The organism is Fundidesulfovibrio butyratiphilus, assembly GCF_054657235.1.
In genome coordinates this window covers 1,534,942-1,550,937 of sequence record NZ_BAAHXA010000001.1, presented here as the reverse complement: position 1 = coordinate 1,550,937, position 15,996 = coordinate 1,534,942, and the positions used below count along the sequence as shown (strand labels likewise).

Genomic DNA, 15,996 nt, shown 5'->3' with positions numbered 1-15,996 from the left:
GGCGAGCTTCGCCCCCGGCCGCCGGAGGCTCTGTATGATGACCGACGCCGCAACGTATCGTCTGCCCGCCGAATGGGAGCCTCACGCCGCCACCTGGTTGGCCTGGCCCAAAAACGTCAGCGACTGGCCGGGCAAGTTCGCGCCGATCGCCTGGGTGTACGGCGAGATCGTGCGCAAGCTCGCGCCGTACGAAACCGTGCGCATCCTGGTGGATGACGCCGCGGTCGAGGGCAAGGTCCGTCGTGTGCTGCAACGCGTGGGCGCGTTCCTGGAAAACGTGCGTTTCCACCACATTCCCACCGACAGAAGCTGGGCGCGCGACATGCTGCCGGCCTTCGTTTTGCGCGACGAGAGCCCCAGGGCGGCGGCCGTGTGTTTCGGTTTCAACGCCTGGGCCAAGTATGCCGATCACGCTCTCGACGCGCGCGTGGCCGAACAGGTGGCGCAAGGCGTCCGCGTGGCGGTCCTGCCGGCCGAACACGAGGGACGCCGCGTGGTGCTCGAAGGCGGGTCCATCGACTGCAACGGCCAGGGGGTTTTGCTCACCACGCGCGAGTGCCTGCTCGACCCCATGGTGCAGACCAGGAATCCGGGGTTTTCCCAACGCGACTACGAAGCGGTGTTCCGCCGCTATTTCGGCGTGGAGCGCACCATCTGGCTGGATCGGGGCATTGCCGGCGACGATACTCACGGCCACGTGGACGACCTGTGTCGGTTCGTGGCCCCGAACCGGGTGGTGCTGTGCCGGGAGAAGGACCCGGCCGATCCCAATTACCGGGTGCTGGAGGAAAATCGGGAACTTCTCGAAACCGTGGCGCTCGACGGCCTGGGCAAGCTGGAAGTGATCGACCTGCCCATGCCCGACCCCCTGACCTTCGACGGCGTGCGCCTGCCGGCCAGCTACGCCAATTTCTACATTGGCGACGGCTGCGTTCTGGTGCCCACCTTCAACGACGAAAAAGACCGCATGGCCCTGGGCATTTTGTCCGAATGCTTCCCCGACCGGCAGGTCGTGGGCGTGCACGCCGTGGACCTGGTCTGGGGCCTGGGCACCCTGCATTGCCTGTCCCATGAGCAGGCTTCGGCCCGGGGACCGCGAGCGATCCCGTGAGGCGTCCGGACCCGGCGTCGCGGGCCGCGCGCTCCGGGCTGAGGCCGTGAGCGGCCCCGCACGCCGGCAGACGGGGGGACGAGCGCACGCCCCCGCGCCACTCTCCGCCGCCGGGGGCGGTCGGCGCGGCAAGGCCCTTTCGGGCCGGAGGACCGCCGCCCGGGTCCGGTCTTACCGGGCGATCATGGCCCGCAGCACGTCGGCGCAGGCTTCGGCGTTGTGGCTCATTTCGTGGAGGTACTCCACGCATTTGACATATTGGTAGATGTTTTCGAACTCGGCGCCGCATTCCAGGACGGAGCGCACCAGATGGCGCTTGCCGCGCGAGACCTTGAGGTGGTTCAGACGGATGCGGTGGTAGGTCTTCTTGGTGGAGGAGCGTTCCGCGCCGTCGCCGTAGATGAGGCTGATGGTGGCCTGCAGAGCCGGGCGCAGAAGTCCCACGCTCACCGCCACCAAGCGCGAGAACTCCAGGAGTTCCCGCAGGAGTTCCGCCGGGAGGCTCAGGCGTCGCATGCCCAGCCAGCTCAGGGCTTCCTGGGCGCAGTCGAGGATGTTGTCCTGGTTGCGGGTGTAGTTGAAGTACAAGACCTTGTCGACTTCGAAGAACGCGGCCCTGGGCAGATGGTTGCGGATGCGGCGCTTGATCTTGTCGGCTTGTCCTTCCAGGGTGTCGATTTCCGCGCACAGGGCGGCGAAGGCCTTGGAGCCCGCGCCGGTGGCGTATTCCTTGAGGGCCGCTTCGATGATCAGCGGGGCCTTGCCCACGGGTTCGTAGTGTTCGAGCAGGCGGGGGAGGCGCTGCTTGCCGAAATGACGGACGATCCAACGCGAAAGACCCATGGGAAGGCACCTCGATTGAGTGGATTGGCGGGCGTGAGAAACGCCGGGCGATTTGATCGGGAAACGGTAGGCAAAAACGCCACCCTTGGCAAGAAGACCGGGGCGCGCCCGGATTCGGGGCGGCAAAAGAAAAAGGCCGCGCGGTGCGCGGCCTCAAGAAACGTTGGACGACCCGGGGTCAGATCGCGTTGGGGCCGGTCTCGCCGGTGCGGATGCGCACCACTTCCTCGACATCGAGCACGAAGATCTTGCCGTCGCCCACCTCGCCCGTGTGGGCGGCCTGGCGCACCACGGCGATGACCTTGGCGGCCGCTTCGTCGGCTACGACGATGTCGATCTTGACCTTGCCCACGAAGTCCACCTTGTATTCGGCTCCCCGGTAGAACTCGGTGTGTCCGCGCTGACGGCCGAAGCCCTTGACCTCGGACACGGTCATGCCCTTGACGCCCATCTCGGTGAGGGCCTGTTTGACGTCGTCGAGCTTGTGGGGCCTGGTGATCACTTCTATCTTTTTCATGGGGCTCCTTCGGCCGGCGGCCTTATTCGCTGTAGGCGGTCTCGTTGTGCTCGCTCACGTCGAGTCCGACGCCCTCGGCGTCGGGGCTCAGACGCAGGCCCATGAGGGCGTTGACGATCTTGAGGAGCACGTAGCTCACCACGAAAGCATAGCCGCCAACGGCCACGATGCCAAGGGCCTGGATGCCCACTTGCGAGGCGTTGCCGAAGAACAGGCCGTCGGCGCCGGCGGGATTGATCGCCGTGGAGGCGAAAAAGCCGGCCAGGAAGGTGCCCAGAAGTCCGCCCAGTCCGTGGATGCCCACCACGTCCAGGCTGTCGTCGAAGCGCATGCGCGACTTGAACACCACCGCGAAGTAGCAGCACAGCCCGGCCAGCAGCCCGATGCAGACGGCCGAGTTGGGGCCGACGAATCCGGCGGCCGGGGTGATGGTGGCCAAGCCGGCCACCGCGCCCGAGGCCGCGCCCAGGGTGGTGGGCTTGCCCTGGTAGAGCCATTCCATGGCCGTCCACATGGCCATGCCGGCCATGCCGCCCAGGTGGGTGGCGATGAAGGCGTTGGCGGCCAGGCCGTCGGCGGCCAGGGCGCTGCCGCCGTTGAAGCCGAACCAGCCGAACCAGAGCAGTCCCGTGCCCAGGAGGGTCATGGGGAGATTGTGGGGAAAGAACTGGCGCTTGCCGTGGTCGCGGCGCGCCCCGATGACCATGACCGAGGCCAGGGCGGCCATGCCGCAGGTCAGGTGCACCACCAGTCCGCCGGCGAAGTCGAGCACGCCCAGGGTCTTGAGCCAGCCGCCCGCGCCCCACACCCAGTGGCACACCGGGTTGTAGACCAGCACGGCCCAGGCCACGCTGAACACCGCGAACGAGCCGAAGCGCACCCGCTCGGCAAAGGCCCCGCTGATGAGCGCCGGGGTGATGACCGCGAACATGCACTGGTAGATCATGAACACGTTGTGGGGAATGGTCGGCGCGTAGTCGGGATTTGGCGCGACGCCCACCCCGGACAGGCCGGCCCAGGCCAGGCTGCCCACCAGGCCCTTGATGTCCGGTCCGAAGCTCATGGTGTAGCCCAGGTAGACCCATTCGAAGCTGATGAGCGAAATCATGATGAAGCTTTGCATGATGGTGCCCAGCACGTTCTTGCGCCGGACCATGCCGCCGTAGAACAGAGCCAACCCCGGCGTCATGAGGAGCACCAGGGCCGCGCACACCAACATGAACGCGGTGTCGCCCGACTGAATCATGGATCACAATCTCCTGGGCCGCAGGGGGGAGCGCGACCTGCCGTCGCCCTCGGAGAGGATTTTCGGCGGGTGTTTTTCCGGGAGGCGGCATTCGCCCGGAAACAAAAAAAGATTGTTATTTCAATGGCTACTGCATGACAAAAATGTTAAGTGGCATTTTTGTCCGGGGCTGATTAACAATACTGTCGAGATTCGGCAAGAGGGACACGCGACTTTTTCCGCGCCGGACGCGCAATCGGACCGTGCGGGCCCGGGTTGCCTGAAATGGCGAAATTGGGCAAAAGAACCCGACTCGGTCGACAAGGTTTCCTCCCTTGGGCCGGCCGTTTCCCCGCGTTTGGTCGTCGTCTTCCCGTGCATGGCCGCGCGGTCGTCCCTGTCGGGAGTCCGCCGGGGGGCGCACCCCGCCAGGGGGGCGAAATTCGTATGCCATTTCCCGCGTTTCGCCGTCTTCCGGGCGTTTGTCGCCGGACAGGGCCTGACCGGGCACAAGACAGGCGTCGGCGCGCTGTTTCGACGCGGGCCGCTTTTTCATCCGGAGGCAAAGACGTGAACCGTGTCGCGCGCTTTGGTGTTGGAAACGGCTTGGGCGGCCGGGTGGCGTTCCGGGCCGCGCGGACGGGGCTGCTCGTGGCGGGCCAGGCGATGTGGTTCGCGAAAGCGGCCTGGGCCACCCGGGACGATTCGGCCCTTTCCCTGGCGACGGAGCCGGCTTCGTCCGGCGCGAGCGCCTGGGTGTTGGCCGCGGTGGCCCTGGCCGCCTTCGCGGTGCTGTGCCTGTGCCTGTGGTTGACGTTGCGCCTGCACGCGGTCAACACGCGCCGGCGCGAGCTGGAGGAACTCCTGACCCGGCAGAACGACACCCTGCGCCAGGAGGTGGAGCGGCGGACCAAGATGTCCGAGGCGCTGTTCCAGAGCCAGCGCACTTTTTCCGACATGTTCGAGTTCTGTCCCGTGGCCCTGGCCATCAGCCAGATCGAAACCGGGCTCATCTACCAGGCCAACACGGCCTTCTGCACCCTTGTGGGATGTCCAGCCGACCAGGTGCAGGGCAAGACCTCCATCGAGCTGGGGCTGTTCCGCGACGCCAAGACCCGCATGGACATCGTGGCCAAGGCCATGCGCGACAAGGCCATAGCCAACTACGAACTGCTCCATGTGGACCGGCGCGGCCGCAAGCGCATCCTGCAACTCACCGGGGCCCTGGGCAATCTCTTCGGCGAGCCCTGCCTGCTCTGGCTCATGAGCGACATCACCGGACGCAAGGAGCTCGAAAGCGCTCTTGTGGCCGCCAGGGAACGGGCCGAATCCGCCAACCAGGCCAAGAGCACCTTTCTGGCCAACGTCAGCCACGAGATCCGTTCGCCCCTGAACGGCATCCTGGGCCTGACCGAGCTGGCCCTGCGGTGCAATCCCGCGCCGGACATTCAGGGCTATCTGGAAAAGATTGTCGCTTCGAGCCACGTGCTGTTGCGGGTGGTCAACGACATCCTGGACATTTCGAAAATCGAGGCGGGCAAGCTCGAACTGTGTCCCACCCCGTTTCGCCCCCGGTCCATTCTCAGGCGGGTGGAGGGGCTTTTCGCGCCCAAGGCCCGGGACAAGGGCCTGGCCCTTACGGTGGAGGCAGCTTCGGACGTGCCCGAAGGCCTGGTGGGCGACGCCCTGCGCCTGGAGCAGGTGCTCATCAACGTGGTGGGCAACGCGGTGAAGTTCACGGAGCACGGGGTGGTGGAGGTGCGCCTGCACATGCTTGGCTGCGACCAGCACAAGGCCCGGCTGGTGTTTAGCGTGCGCGATACCGGCATAGGCATGGACAAGGAGCAGATTTCGCGCGTCTTCGAGCCGTTCGTGCAGGCCGACGTGTCCACGGCCAGGCGCTTCGGCGGCACCGGACTGGGGCTTTCCATCGCCAGGCGTCTCTTCGCTCTCATGGGCGGCGCCATCACCGCGCACAGCGAGCCGGAAAAGGGCAGCCTTTTCTGGCTGGAGATCGCCCTGCCCGTGGCCGAGTCCGGCCTGGACGAGGGGGAGGCGGAAATCGAGGGTTCGCCCGCTCCCGAGGGCGCGCGCGCGGACGGCGCGGAAATCCCGGAGGCGACGGACGTTCGGGACGCGACCGGCCCGCACGGGCGCGCGCGCCCGGACCAGAGCGCCATCCCCCCGGAGGAGCGCGTGTTCGACCCGCGCAGGGCCCTGGAGCCTCTGCTGGGCAACACCGCGTTTCTGCACCGTTTGCTGGAGGGCTTCACTCGGGAATACGGCCAGGCCGGGGCCCGTTTGCAGACCATGCTGAACAAGGGAGAATTGTTCCAGGCCGAGTCGTTGCTGGGCGAGATGTCGGGCTTGGCCGCCAACCTGGGCGGGGCCAAGCTGCACCGGGCCTGCCTGGACCTCAAGGCCGGACTGCGCGAAAGCGCGTCGCGCGAGGATCTGATCGACGCCTTTTTGGCCGCTCTGGACGAGTTTCTCGAAGAGACGGCCGGATTCAAGGCCTGAATCGCGTTTGACGCGCCGGACTTGGGGCGCTCGGACAATCGTTGCGGGCCGGACAGGATGTCCGGCCCGCAGTTGTTTTGCGGAAGGTGTTGCGGCGACCCGTTCGGAACCCTGCCGAAGCGGGCGGTTCGCCGCTTCGAAGGCGTCTCCCCGCGGCCGGAAAACCCGAAGGCTTCCCCGCCCGGTCGTCCTACGCCGGCAGGGCCCTGGAGCCGTTTCCGCCGGTTTCCGGCTCGGCGGATTCGCCGCTTTCACGCAGATCGGCGATGAGCGTGCTTAACGTATGGGCCTGGCCGGCCAGTTCGGTGACGGCCGTGGTGGAATGCTCCATGGCCTGGGCGGTTTCGGTGGCGATGGCGCTTATGGCCTCCACGGCCCGGTTGATCTCCGCGAAGGAGGCGGACTGCTCCTCGGCGGCGGCCGCTATGGAACGCACCTGGTCGCCGGCGTCCTCCACCATGGACACGATGTCGGACAACACCCCGCCCGACCGCTCGGCCAGGCCGGTGGCTTCGTTCACGGCCGAGGCCGCGCGGTCCACCCGGACCAGGGTCTCGGAGGAGCCGTGTTGTATCCCCGCGATGGCGTCGCCCACTTCCTTGGTGGCGGTCATGGTCTTTTCGGCCAGCTTGCGCACCTCGTCGGCCACCACGGCGAAGCCGCGTCCGGCCTCGCCGGCCCGGGCCGCCTCGATGGCGGCGTTCAAGGCCAGGAGGTTGGTCTGGTCCGCGATGTCGGAAATCACGTTCATGATGCGTCCGATGCCCTGGGCCTGTTCGCCCAGTTCGCGCATGGTGTCGGAAAGGGCCTGGGCCTCCTGGCGGACGGCGGTCACGGCGGTCACGACGTCCTGCACGATGTTCGCGCCTTCGTGGGCCTTGTCCCGGGCGGTGTCGGCCGCGTGGGCCGTCCGGGTGGCGTTTTGGGCCACTTCCAGAATGGTGGCGTTCATCTGGTCCACCGCGGTGGCCGCGCCGTGCACCCGGTCGTTCTGCTCGGAAGCGCCGTGGCTCGAGTGTTCGATCTGGGTGGACAGCTCCTCGGACGCCCTGGCCATGCGTTCGGCCACGGCGGCGGCCTGGGCCGCGGTGCGGGCGATGAGGGCGTTTTGCTCCACGACGCGCAGTTGCTGGCGGCGAAGCTCCGAGAGGTCGGAGAACAGGGCCACTCCGCCTATGCATTCCCCGCTCAGGTCCATGAGCGGGGCCGCGTCCACCTGGGTGAAGGCCATGTTGCCCTTGCGGGTGGGAACCTCGAGCCGCACCTTGGTCAGCGGCCGGCCCTCGGCCACCACCTGGGAGGTGATGGTGGACCGGGAGGCGTCGCCGTAGAAAAACAGGCCCACGGGCTTGCCGATGTAATCCTCGGGCGTGCCGTCGGCTTCGAGAAAGTCGAGCACGGGGCGGTTGATGTAGAGCAGGTCCCCCTTGGTGTCGGACACCAGGCAGGCCACGGGCATGCCCTGCAACAGGCCCTTGCTGAAGCCCAGTTCCCGCTTCAGGTCTTCCACCATCTGGCGAACGTGGTCGGCCAGGTCGGCCAGTTCGAAGTGGCAGGCCATGTCGAGCTTTGCGGAGTAGTCGCCCGAGGCCACGCGGTCGGCGTAGTCGTTGACGGCCCGCAGCGGCTTGAGGATCAGTTGCCGCGTGACCAGGCCGATCACCAGGAAAATGCCCGCCAGCGCGGCCAGACCGGCGATGAGCAACACGGTGCGCTGCCTGGAGGCCACGGCTTCAATTTCGGCCTTTTGGGCGGCCATGACCGTGATCCAGCCGGTGAGCGTCGAGCGGTGCAAGGCCATGACCTTGGCGTCGTTGTCCCAATCGCATTCGATGACGCCGTTTTTCACGGAAAGAATCTTCTGGATGCACCCCTGGTTGGCCAGGTTTTCGCCGACCAGGGCCTTGTCGCCGGAGTGGGCGATGATCAGCCCGGTCTCGTCGATGACGAACCCGTAGCCGTGCTTGCCGAAGCGCAGGGGTTCGATCAGGGACGCGGTGGAGGCGTTGAGGTTGGCGCAGGCCCCCACGCCGCCCAGCAGATTGCCGGCGCTGTCGCGCACCGGCCTGGCGGCGACGAGAATGAGCGCCCCGCCGTGCTTGGCCTTGATGACGTTGCGCGAGAGCGCCTTCTGGGCCCCGCCGAGAATGGCGGACGCGTAGGAGCGATCCGTGTAGGACCGGCCGGGTTGATAGGCCTGGCCGTCCGAGCCGCGTCCGGCCACCAGCGTTCCCTTGGCGTCGAAGATCACGATGGACTGCATTCCGGGAAAGCTGGAAAGCGCGTCGGCCAGAACGTGTTGCACCGGCCCGGCGTCACCGGTACAGGCGCGGGCCACCTCGGCGCGCTGGGCCAGCGACATGGCCAGGGAGTCGGTCTGGTCGGCCAGCAGGTCCAGGGCCCGGCCGGTGGCCTCGGCGGTTTGGTCCAGGGTTTGTTTGGAAAGGGACTCGGTCAGGGACATGGTCGAGTCGGAAACGTAAAACAGCAAACCGAGAACGCTGGCCAGGATCGTGGAACCGACCGCCAGGGACACAACATGACTCACACCAATGCGCATGACCCAATCCTCCTTGTTCGACGCGCCGCGACAGTCTTTCCGTTTCACGTTGCCGTATGACGAACCCCGGGCGGGCGAAAACGGCGGCGGCATGTTCCCGGGCGCGGTTTCGCGCCGTCGGCCTCGGCGTTCGAACGGATTGGCGCCGGGCGTCGGCCGCCCGGATGGTCCGGTCTGGACCGGGCACGGCCTTGGGGAACGGGTTTGTCGCGCGTCTCGGGGTTTCCATGTTCCTTTGTGGAAAATAGTATCTTGTTTTTCAAGGGGAAAAGCGGGAAATGACACGTTTTGCAACGATAATGCATCAAGCGTATTCGGCATCATGCGTACGGTTTAAAAAGCAACGAAAATTTGCCGATGCGGGTGTCACCCGGCCAGGTTCGAGGTATATCAGAAAAACGTATGGCGGGGGAACCGTTCCCGGGACGGTCGCGAGCGGACGCCGGACCCGGACGGGAATGCTTTACCTGAAGCCCCGATCAGCGGTATCCCCTGTTTTCGATCCGGCCAGTCGATTCGCCGGCCGGTTGTCGCGAGCGGTCGGCCCCGTCCGTATCGACAGGGCCGGGGGCATGGTGTTGCATGGGCCGGGGAATGCGCGGCGGGGAGGTTTCAGCATGGACGAGGTACAGCGGTGGCTCGGGATCGCCTTGAACGCCTTCAAGGGGTGGGCGCAGGCGCATTTCGGATGGCCGGGGGTGGTCCTTGTCGTCTGCCTGGCGGCGCTGGCGCTCGTCTGGGTGTTTTGGCACAAGGTGGTCAAGGTCCCCGGCGTGATCCCGGTGGCCGCGCTGGTCAGGCGGCCTCGCCTGACCGTTTTCCAGCCCGGAACCTTCGGCGTGCTGGTGGCCGACCTGGAAAACGACGAGTCCAACGCCACCCGGACGGCCAGTCTGCGTTCGTCCATTGCCGCGAAGATCGATGGTGTGGTCGTGGAAAGGCTCAACCGGCGCATCGCGGGCATCGGGCGGGGCACGACCAAGTCCCTGGCCAAGGCCCGCCGGGATGCGCGGCGGTATTTGAAGAAAACCCAAGCCCGGCTCGTGATCTGGGGCTACGCGCATACCGTGGGGAAAGAGCCCAGTCTCGAACTGCGCATCGAACAGGCCGTCGGGCAGGGGTGGGAGCGCTCCAAGGTCTTTACCTACGCGGACAGCCTGCATATCGAAGACCGCTTCTACGACGAAATGGTCGATGTCCTGGCCATGACCATCGCTTCGCTCTATTCGGACTTTCTGGAACGGCAGGGGGGGGAGTTGGTCGCGCTGCTCGCGCCCCACGCCAAGGCCTGCCGCCAGTTCCTGGGCAACGGGAACCTGCCGCCGCCGCAACGCGCCCAGGTGCGGGGACACCTGGCCAAGACCCTGGATCTTCTGGCCCGGCACGCCGACACGGCCGAGCCGCTTCTGGAGGCTGTGGCCCTGCGCCGGGACAACCTGTCCGCAATCGTCAGGGAAGACGACCCCGCCGGCTGGGCCGCGGCCCAGCACGACTTGGGCCTGGCCCTCCTGGAGGTCCTGCGACGAGGCCTCGACCCGTCGCCCCTGGAGGAGGCGGGCCAGGCCTTCGCCTCGGCCCTGGAAGTCCGCACGCTCCAGGCCATGCCCGTGGAGTGGGCCGCCTCCCTGACCGGCCAGGCCCGGGTCCTTTACGAGCGGGGCTGGTGCGACGGCGAGCCGGCCTGGTGGAAACAGGCGGAGGGACGGTTGCGCCAGGCCCTGGAGGCGTTGTCCAGGGACCGCAGTCCCGAGGAGTGGGCCGAAGCGACGCACCGCCTGGCTGTGGTCCTGCGTGTCTTGGGCAATACAGGTGAGGACGTCCCCCGGCTGGACGAGGCCGCGCGCCTGCTGCGCGCGGCCCTGGAGGTGCGCACCCGGGAGCGCTCTCCCGAACCGTGGGCCGCGAGTCGGCAGGCGCTGGGTTGGACACTGCTGGACTTGGGGCTGTGCGACGCGGATGCGGCGCGCCTGGAAAAGGCCCTGGCCGTTTTCGCCTCGGTCCTGGAAGTGCGCACCCGGGCCAGGTCGCCCCTGGACTGGGCGGACACCAAACAGGCGCTCGGCTGGGCGCTTTACCGACTGGGCGAGCGCGAGACAGACGTGGCCCGGCTCCAGGCTGGGGAGGCTTCCTTGCGGGAGGCCCTGGAGGGCCTGACGCCGGCAAACGCCCCGCGGGCCTGGGTGCAGGCGCAAGGGAATTGGGGAGCCATTCTTCAGGAGTTGGGCGAGCGGACAACCAACACGGACCGCCTGCGCCAGGCCCTCGCGTCCTATCAGGAAGCCCTGCGGATTGCGAGCCCGGAACGCTTCCCTCTGGAACACGCCGGCCTTCGCCACAGCGAAGCCATTGTCCTTCTCAGCCTTGGCCGGTGCGAGGCGGATGGCGATCTGCTGGAAGAGGCGGCGCAGGGTTTTCGGGAACTCCTCGCAACGACCCCGCGCGAGCGTTGGGCCGATTTGTGGGTGTGTTGCCAAATAAACCTGGGGAGCGCCCTTTGCGCCCTGGGCGAGCGGGAATCCGGCACGGCCCGCCTGGAAGAAGCGGCGCGGGCCTGCCGCCAGGCCCTGACCGTCTGGAAAAAGGAAACGGCTCCCCACGGGTGGGCCGAGGCGCACTACCGGCTTGGCTGGATCCTGAGGGCCATCGCCGGGCGGAAGAAAACCCGGCGCGGCATCCGGGTCGCCCTGGAGGCCCTGCTGGGGGCCTGGGAGGTGTTCCGGGAAGGGGACCGGTACATGGCGCAGCTCACCTGCGAGGCGATCGTGGACGCCCTGCATGTTTTGGCCGCCTACCCCGAGGACGCGCACCGGACCATTCTTGAAAAATACCAGCCCGAGCTGAACCGGGCCCGGGTGTGGGCCTACAAACACCACGTCGAGTTTCCGTGCGAGCTGGTCATGACGCCGATTGTGGATCCCGAGGCCTGACAAGGCCCGACGGGCCCGTGCGACAGCGCGACGCGCGCCACCCCCGGAACGCGTCGCGCCGGGGGAAAGCGGGGTGCGGATTTTCCGCGCGCGTTTCCCGGCCCTGGGTCAGGGCGCGCCCATGGCCTCCAGCAGCCAGAAGAACAGGGCCGCGACGCCGGCCGAGGCCGGAATGGTCAGCACCCAGGCCGTGACCAGGTTGCCGGCCACGCCCCAGCGCACCGCCGACAGGCGTTTCGAGGCGCCCACGCCGATGACCGTGGTGGAAATGGTGTGCGTGGTGCTGACGGGCATGCCCAGGTGCGAGGCCCCGGTGATGACCAGGGCGGCGGCGGTTTCCGCGGCGAAGCCATGCACGGCTTCGAGCTTGAAGATCTTGTGCCCCATGGTCTTGACGATTTTCCAACCGCCCATGGCCGTTCCCAGTCCCATGGCCAGGGCGCAGGCCAGCTTGGTCCAGAAGGGCACCTGGATGTCTGGCGAGAGATGGAAGGTGTACAGGGCCAGGGCGATGATGCCCATGGTTTTCTGGGCGTCGTTCAAGCCGTGGCTGGTGGCCATGAAGGCCGAGGAGAGCATCTGGAGCTTCTTGAAGAGCCGGCTGACCGTGCGGGGATGGCTTTTGACGAATACCCAACTGAGCGTCACCATGAGCAGGTAGCCGCCCAGAAAGCCGGCCAGGGGGGAGAGCAGCAGCGGCACGATGACCTTGTGGAAGATGGAGGCGTAATTGGGGGCGGAAAATCCCCGATAGGCGATGGCCGAGCCGATCAGCCCGCCGATGAGCGCGTGGGACGACGAGGAGGGCAGGCCCAACCACCAGGTGAAGAGGTTCCAGGCGATGGCCCCGCAAAGCGCCGAGAGCACCAATGTCTGGCAGCCGGCCACCATGTCGGGCGAGACGATGCCCGCGCCCACGGTGTGGGCCACCTCGGTGCCCAGAAAGGCCCCGAAGAGGTTGAGGCTGGCGGCCATGAACACGGCGGCCCTGGGGGAGAGCACCTTGGTGGAGACGATGGTGGCGATGGCGTTGGCCGAGTCGTGGGCGCCGTTGGTGAAGTCGAACACCAGGGCTATGGCCACCACCGCCACGAGCAGCAGGGGGATATCAGGCATTTTTTAGAAGCACCCCCTCCAGCACGTCGGCCAGTTCTTCGGTGCGCTCCACGGCCTGTTCGATGCGGTTGTAGAGGTGGGTCCACTTGAGGATGTTCAGCAGGGTCTTGGGGTCCTCGTCCGGGCTGTCGTAGATTTCGCCCAGTCCCACCACGAGGAGCATTTCGCATTCGTACTTGTGGCTTTTGATGTTTTCGATCTGGTCGTGAGCCGGTTTGCCCTTGCTGAGCAGGTTGATGACCTCGCCTGCGTCCTCGATCATGCGGCGCAGATTCTTGACCACCCGCTTGAGCGGATAGTGGATGTCGGAGAACTGGAACAGGGCCACCCGGGTGGCGGCGCTGCGGATGATGTTGATGAGCGTCTCCTGGGTGACGTTGATCTGGTGGATGTCCTCCCGGTCGATGGGCGTGATGAAGGTGGAGGAAAGCTCGGTGGCGATGCGCCTGGCGATGGCGTTGGCCTCGGCTTCGATGATGTTGATTTCGGTGTACCGGGTGTCGATGTCCTGAAAGTTTTCAAAGAGGTCGTCGAGAACCGAGACGGCCTTTTTGAGTTTGCGGTTTTGTTCCTTGAAGTGGTCGAAGAATTTTACGTCCTTCGGAAAGAAACTGAATCCCATGCTGGCTCCTTGCCTCGGGTCCTTGGGTGCGGACGCGCGCTTCAGCGCGTTTGGGCGTCCGGTTTTTCCTCCACGGCCTGGGGCGAGGCCGTCTGGAGCAGTTCGGTGATGACGCCGCTCATTTCCTCGCTGCGCTTGAGCACGGTTTGCAGCATGCTCCTGGCCTGCGCCGGGTCGGCGGGCGGGTTGTCGAGCAGCGTGGCGGCGTAGCCGCGAATGCTGGTGAGCGGGGTGCGCAACTGGTGGGAGGCGTTGATGACAAAAGCGCGAAGCAGGCGTTCGGCCTGCTTGAGGCTGGTCACGTCGTGGGCCACGACAATAAAACGGCGCTTGCCCCGGGCGGTGTGAAAGGCCACCAGGTCCACGTCCATGTCCTTGTCCGTGGCCAGGGTGGCGGCAAAGCGCCTGGGCGCGGGGGCGGGATCGGCCAATCCTTGCTTCAGGGCCTCGTGCACCTGGACCCCCAGCCCCGTTTCCAGGGCGTGGTGGCCGTCGATTTCTTCGCCGACCAGGGCTTCCAGGGCCGGATTGTGGGCGAGGATCACGCCGTTTTCGTCCAGGATGGCCACGGGGTCGGTCATCTTGTCCAGAACGGCCTCGTATTGGGACAGGGTGTCGTGCAGGGAGCGCCGGTTCTTGCGCAGCTTTTTGCTGAGGGAGTTGATGGAATCCGCCAGGGACTTGAATTCGGAACCGGGATAGACCCGGATCTTGTCCGGCGTCTCGCCGCCGGCGATGCTCTCCACGGCCCGGGAGAACCGGGCCAGCACGCGCCTGGCCCGCACCAGCACGAAAACCGCCAAGCCGGCCGCGCACAGGGCCATGACCGCCACCAGGGCCAGCACCCGCTCGCGCGAGGCGTCGAGTTCGCGGGCCACGTCGGAGTAGGGGGAGGCGATGCGCAACACGCCGTCGGGCAACCCGGCCAGGCCTCGCGCGGACTGGGCCATGTAGAGCATGTCCTTGCCCAGGGTTTCGCTGTGGCGGGTGGATTTGCCCATGGTGTGGCCGTCCAGGGCCTGGACGATCTCGGGGCGGTCGGAGTGGTCGGTCAGTTCGGCCAGGTGCTCGGCCGCCACTTGGGAATCGGCCAGCACCTTGCCCCCGGAAATGTAGGTCACCCGCACGCCCAGCCGCTTGCCCAGCTCATCCACCAGGGAACGTAGCTGGTCCAGGCCGGAATAGGGGGCCTTTTCCGCCAGAATCCAGGCCGCCACGCCCAGACTTCGGGCTTCCCTGCCCTCGAATTCCTGAACGAGCAGGGTCTGGGCCCGGGTGTTGGCCTTGACGAAGACGAATACGGCGGCCACGGCCAGGACCGCCAGGGCGGCCGCCAGCAGGCGGCCGAAGTAGGAGCGACTTTCCATGGAAGACTCCAGTGAACGTGACATTTTCGCGACGGGAGCGACGCCGAAGCGCGCCAACGTAGCAGGCCGGAAGGTCAAAAAAAAGCCCGGCTTGACGAAATGGCGTCAATGTCACCTGACCGTAACAAACAGGATCGCAAACGCGCTTCTTGTAACAGGCGCCGGCCGGTTCGAAAACCCCTTGGCTTGACCGGAACCGAGCGCTATAGACGGCCCTTGCATGACCGCGCATCAACTCTGGACCTCCCTCGGCTGGCCCCTGGTCAAGCTTCTGCTCTCGCTTTCGGTGAGCCTGCTCGTGGCCAACCTGCTCGAAACGCTGAACTGGACGCGTTATCTGGCCCGCTTCGCCAGCCCCCTGGTGCGCCTGGGCCACATGCGCGACACCGTGGGAGCCAGCTTTTCCATGGCCTTTTTTTCGGGCCTGGCCGCCAACACCATGCTGGCCGAAGCCCATGCCGAGGGGCGCCTTTCCAGGCGCGAACTCATCCTGGCCAACCTGTTCAACTCCCTGCCCACCTATTTTCTTCACATGCCCACCATGCTCCTGGTGGCCCAACCCTTTCTGGGCCGGGCCGCCGTGGTCTACGTGGGGCTGACGCTGATCGCGGCCCTGGTGCGCACCCTGGGCATCGTGCTGGCCGGGCGCATCCTGCTGCCCAAGCCAGAGGAGGGCTGTCTGGAGTGCCAACTGCCCCAGGCGGGAATCCATTGGCGCTCGGCCCTGGAAAAAACCTGGTCCCGGTTTCGGCGGCGCATCAGGAAAATCTGCCTCATCACCACGCCGATTTTCGTGGGGGTCTACGCCCTCAACCACTACGGCGTGTTCGCCCTGCTCGAACGGTTTATGGCCCAACACCTGGGCGTTCTCGGCTGGCTCTCGCCCAAGGCGGCTTCCATCGTGGTCTTCGGGCTGGCCGCCGAGTTCACCGCCGGACTGGCGGCGGCGGGCGCGCTCCTTGGCGCGGGCGACCTGCCCGCCAAGGAGGTGGTGCTGGCCCTGCTGCTGGCCAACGTGCTCTCCACCCCCATGCGGGCCTTCCGGCACCAGTTTCCCTACTACGCCGGCATATTCAAGCCGGCCCTGGCTTTTCGACTCATTGCGCACAACCAGGCCTACCGGGCCTTGAGTCTGGTGGTCGTCATGGCGCTGTACTCCCGTTTCGGTTGAACATCGCGCCCGAATCA

12 protein-coding genes are annotated in these 15,996 nt (G+C 66.4%); 5 read left to right on the top strand and 7 right to left on the bottom strand.

The genetic code is table 11. The annotated features are described in order from the left end of the window. Positions 1–34 precede the first annotated feature (34 nt). Positions 35–1,111: an agmatine deiminase family protein gene (locus ACYQ01_RS07300; protein ID WP_459933173.1), complete on the top strand. Its 1,077-nt coding sequence runs from the start codon at positions 35–37 to the stop codon at positions 1,109–1,111. Between the two features lie 171 nt (positions 1,112–1,282). Here ACYQ01_RS07300 and ACYQ01_RS07295 read toward each other — a convergent pair whose 3' ends face one another. The 3 genes from ACYQ01_RS07295 to ACYQ01_RS07285 form a co-directional block, all read right to left on the bottom strand. Beyond that, on the bottom strand, positions 1,283–1,954 hold the full coding sequence (locus tag ACYQ01_RS07295) for a DUF47 domain-containing protein (RefSeq protein WP_459933172.1): 672 nt from the start codon (positions 1,952–1,954) through the stop codon (positions 1,283–1,285). Between the two features lie 178 nt (positions 1,955–2,132). Further along, complete coding sequence (locus ACYQ01_RS07290) at positions 2,133–2,471, bottom strand: P-II family nitrogen regulator (protein WP_459933171.1); 339 nt, start codon at positions 2,469–2,471, stop codon at positions 2,133–2,135. A 22-nt stretch (positions 2,472–2,493) separates the two neighbouring features. After that, the gene (locus tag ACYQ01_RS07285; protein WP_459933170.1) at positions 2,494–3,717 is read right to left on the bottom strand and encodes an ammonium transporter; all 1,224 of its coding nucleotides are present in this window, start codon (positions 3,715–3,717) and stop codon (positions 2,494–2,496) included. On the opposite strand from ACYQ01_RS07285, the gene ACYQ01_RS07280 reads away from it, so the two are divergent. Then, the gene (locus ACYQ01_RS07280) at positions 3,716–4,270 is read left to right on the top strand and encodes a hypothetical protein (protein WP_459933169.1); all 555 of its coding nucleotides are present in this window, start codon (positions 3,716–3,718) and stop codon (positions 4,268–4,270) included. The two genes, ACYQ01_RS07285 and ACYQ01_RS07280, sit on opposite strands and share 2 nt — an antisense overlap. Next, positions 4,267–6,216: a sensor histidine kinase gene (locus tag ACYQ01_RS07275; RefSeq protein ID WP_459933168.1), complete on the top strand. Its 1,950-nt coding sequence runs from the start codon at positions 4,267–4,269 to the stop codon at positions 6,214–6,216. Before ACYQ01_RS07280 ends, ACYQ01_RS07275 begins: the two co-directional genes overlap by 4 nt. Positions 6,217–6,406: 190 nt before the next feature. Here ACYQ01_RS07275 and ACYQ01_RS07270 read toward each other — a convergent pair whose 3' ends face one another. Next, complete coding sequence (locus tag ACYQ01_RS07270) at positions 6,407–8,776, bottom strand: methyl-accepting chemotaxis protein (RefSeq protein WP_459933167.1); 2,370 nt, start codon at positions 8,774–8,776, stop codon at positions 6,407–6,409. A 617-nt stretch (positions 8,777–9,393) separates the two neighbouring features. Between ACYQ01_RS07270 and ACYQ01_RS07265 the strand changes: the two genes are divergently transcribed. Further along, the gene (locus ACYQ01_RS07265; RefSeq protein WP_459933166.1) at positions 9,394–11,703 is read left to right on the top strand and encodes a tetratricopeptide repeat protein; all 2,310 of its coding nucleotides are present in this window, start codon (positions 9,394–9,396) and stop codon (positions 11,701–11,703) included. 108 nt (positions 11,704–11,811) lie between these two features. On the opposite strand, the gene ACYQ01_RS07260 is transcribed toward ACYQ01_RS07265, so the two are convergent. The 3 genes from ACYQ01_RS07260 to ACYQ01_RS07250 are packed head-to-tail and all read right to left on the bottom strand — an operon-like array spanning position 11,812 to position 14,808. Further along, positions 11,812–12,819, bottom strand: coding sequence for an inorganic phosphate transporter (locus ACYQ01_RS07260; RefSeq protein WP_459933165.1), 1,008 nt, complete (start codon positions 12,817–12,819; stop codon positions 11,812–11,814). Continuing rightward, the gene (locus tag ACYQ01_RS07255; RefSeq protein WP_459933164.1) at positions 12,812–13,441 is read right to left on the bottom strand and encodes a DUF47 domain-containing protein; all 630 of its coding nucleotides are present in this window, start codon (positions 13,439–13,441) and stop codon (positions 12,812–12,814) included. The genes ACYQ01_RS07260 and ACYQ01_RS07255 overlap by 8 nt, the downstream gene beginning before the upstream one ends. Positions 13,442–13,482: 41 nt before the next feature. Beyond that, positions 13,483–14,808 (bottom strand): histidine kinase dimerization/phospho-acceptor domain-containing protein, encoded by a 1,326-nt coding sequence (locus ACYQ01_RS07250; RefSeq protein WP_459933163.1) that lies wholly within the window; start codon positions 14,806–14,808, stop codon positions 13,483–13,485. A gap of 220 nt (positions 14,809–15,028) precedes the next feature. Here ACYQ01_RS07250 and ACYQ01_RS07245 point away from each other — a divergent pair, with 220 nt between their 5' ends. Then, on the top strand, positions 15,029–15,979 hold the full coding sequence (locus ACYQ01_RS07245) for a hypothetical protein (RefSeq protein ID WP_459933162.1): 951 nt from the start codon (positions 15,029–15,031) through the stop codon (positions 15,977–15,979). Positions 15,980–15,996 lie beyond the last annotated feature (17 nt).

Excerpts from the sequence above, each read along its gene's own strand:
- ACYQ01_RS07300 (WP_459933173.1), top strand. The coding sequence starts at position 35 with ATGATGACCGACGCCGCAACGTATCGTCTGCCCGCCGAATGGGAGCCT.
- ACYQ01_RS07295 (WP_459933172.1), bottom strand. The coding sequence starts at position 1,954 with ATGGGTCTTTCGCGTTGGATCGTCCGTCATTTCGGCAAGCAGCGCCTC.
- ACYQ01_RS07290 (WP_459933171.1), bottom strand. The coding sequence starts at position 2,471 with ATGAAAAAGATAGAAGTGATCACCAGGCCCCACAAGCTCGACGACGTC.
- ACYQ01_RS07280 (WP_459933169.1), top strand. The coding sequence starts at position 3,716 with ATGGATCACAATCTCCTGGGCCGCAGGGGGGAGCGCGACCTGCCGTCG.
- ACYQ01_RS07285 (WP_459933170.1), bottom strand. The coding sequence starts at position 3,717 with ATGATTCAGTCGGGCGACACCGCGTTCATGTTGGTGTGCGCGGCCCTG.
- ACYQ01_RS07270 (WP_459933167.1), bottom strand. The coding sequence starts at position 8,776 with ATGCGCATTGGTGTGAGTCATGTTGTGTCCCTGGCGGTCGGTTCCACG.
- ACYQ01_RS07265 (WP_459933166.1), top strand. The coding sequence starts at position 9,394 with ATGGACGAGGTACAGCGGTGGCTCGGGATCGCCTTGAACGCCTTCAAG.
- ACYQ01_RS07260 (WP_459933165.1), bottom strand. The coding sequence starts at position 12,819 with ATGCCTGATATCCCCCTGCTGCTCGTGGCGGTGGTGGCCATAGCCCTG.
- ACYQ01_RS07255 (WP_459933164.1), bottom strand. The coding sequence starts at position 13,441 with ATGGGATTCAGTTTCTTTCCGAAGGACGTAAAATTCTTCGACCACTTC.
- ACYQ01_RS07250 (WP_459933163.1), bottom strand. The coding sequence starts at position 14,808 with ATGGAAAGTCGCTCCTACTTCGGCCGCCTGCTGGCGGCCGCCCTGGCG.
- ACYQ01_RS07245 (WP_459933162.1), top strand. The coding sequence starts at position 15,029 with ATGACCGCGCATCAACTCTGGACCTCCCTCGGCTGGCCCCTGGTCAAG.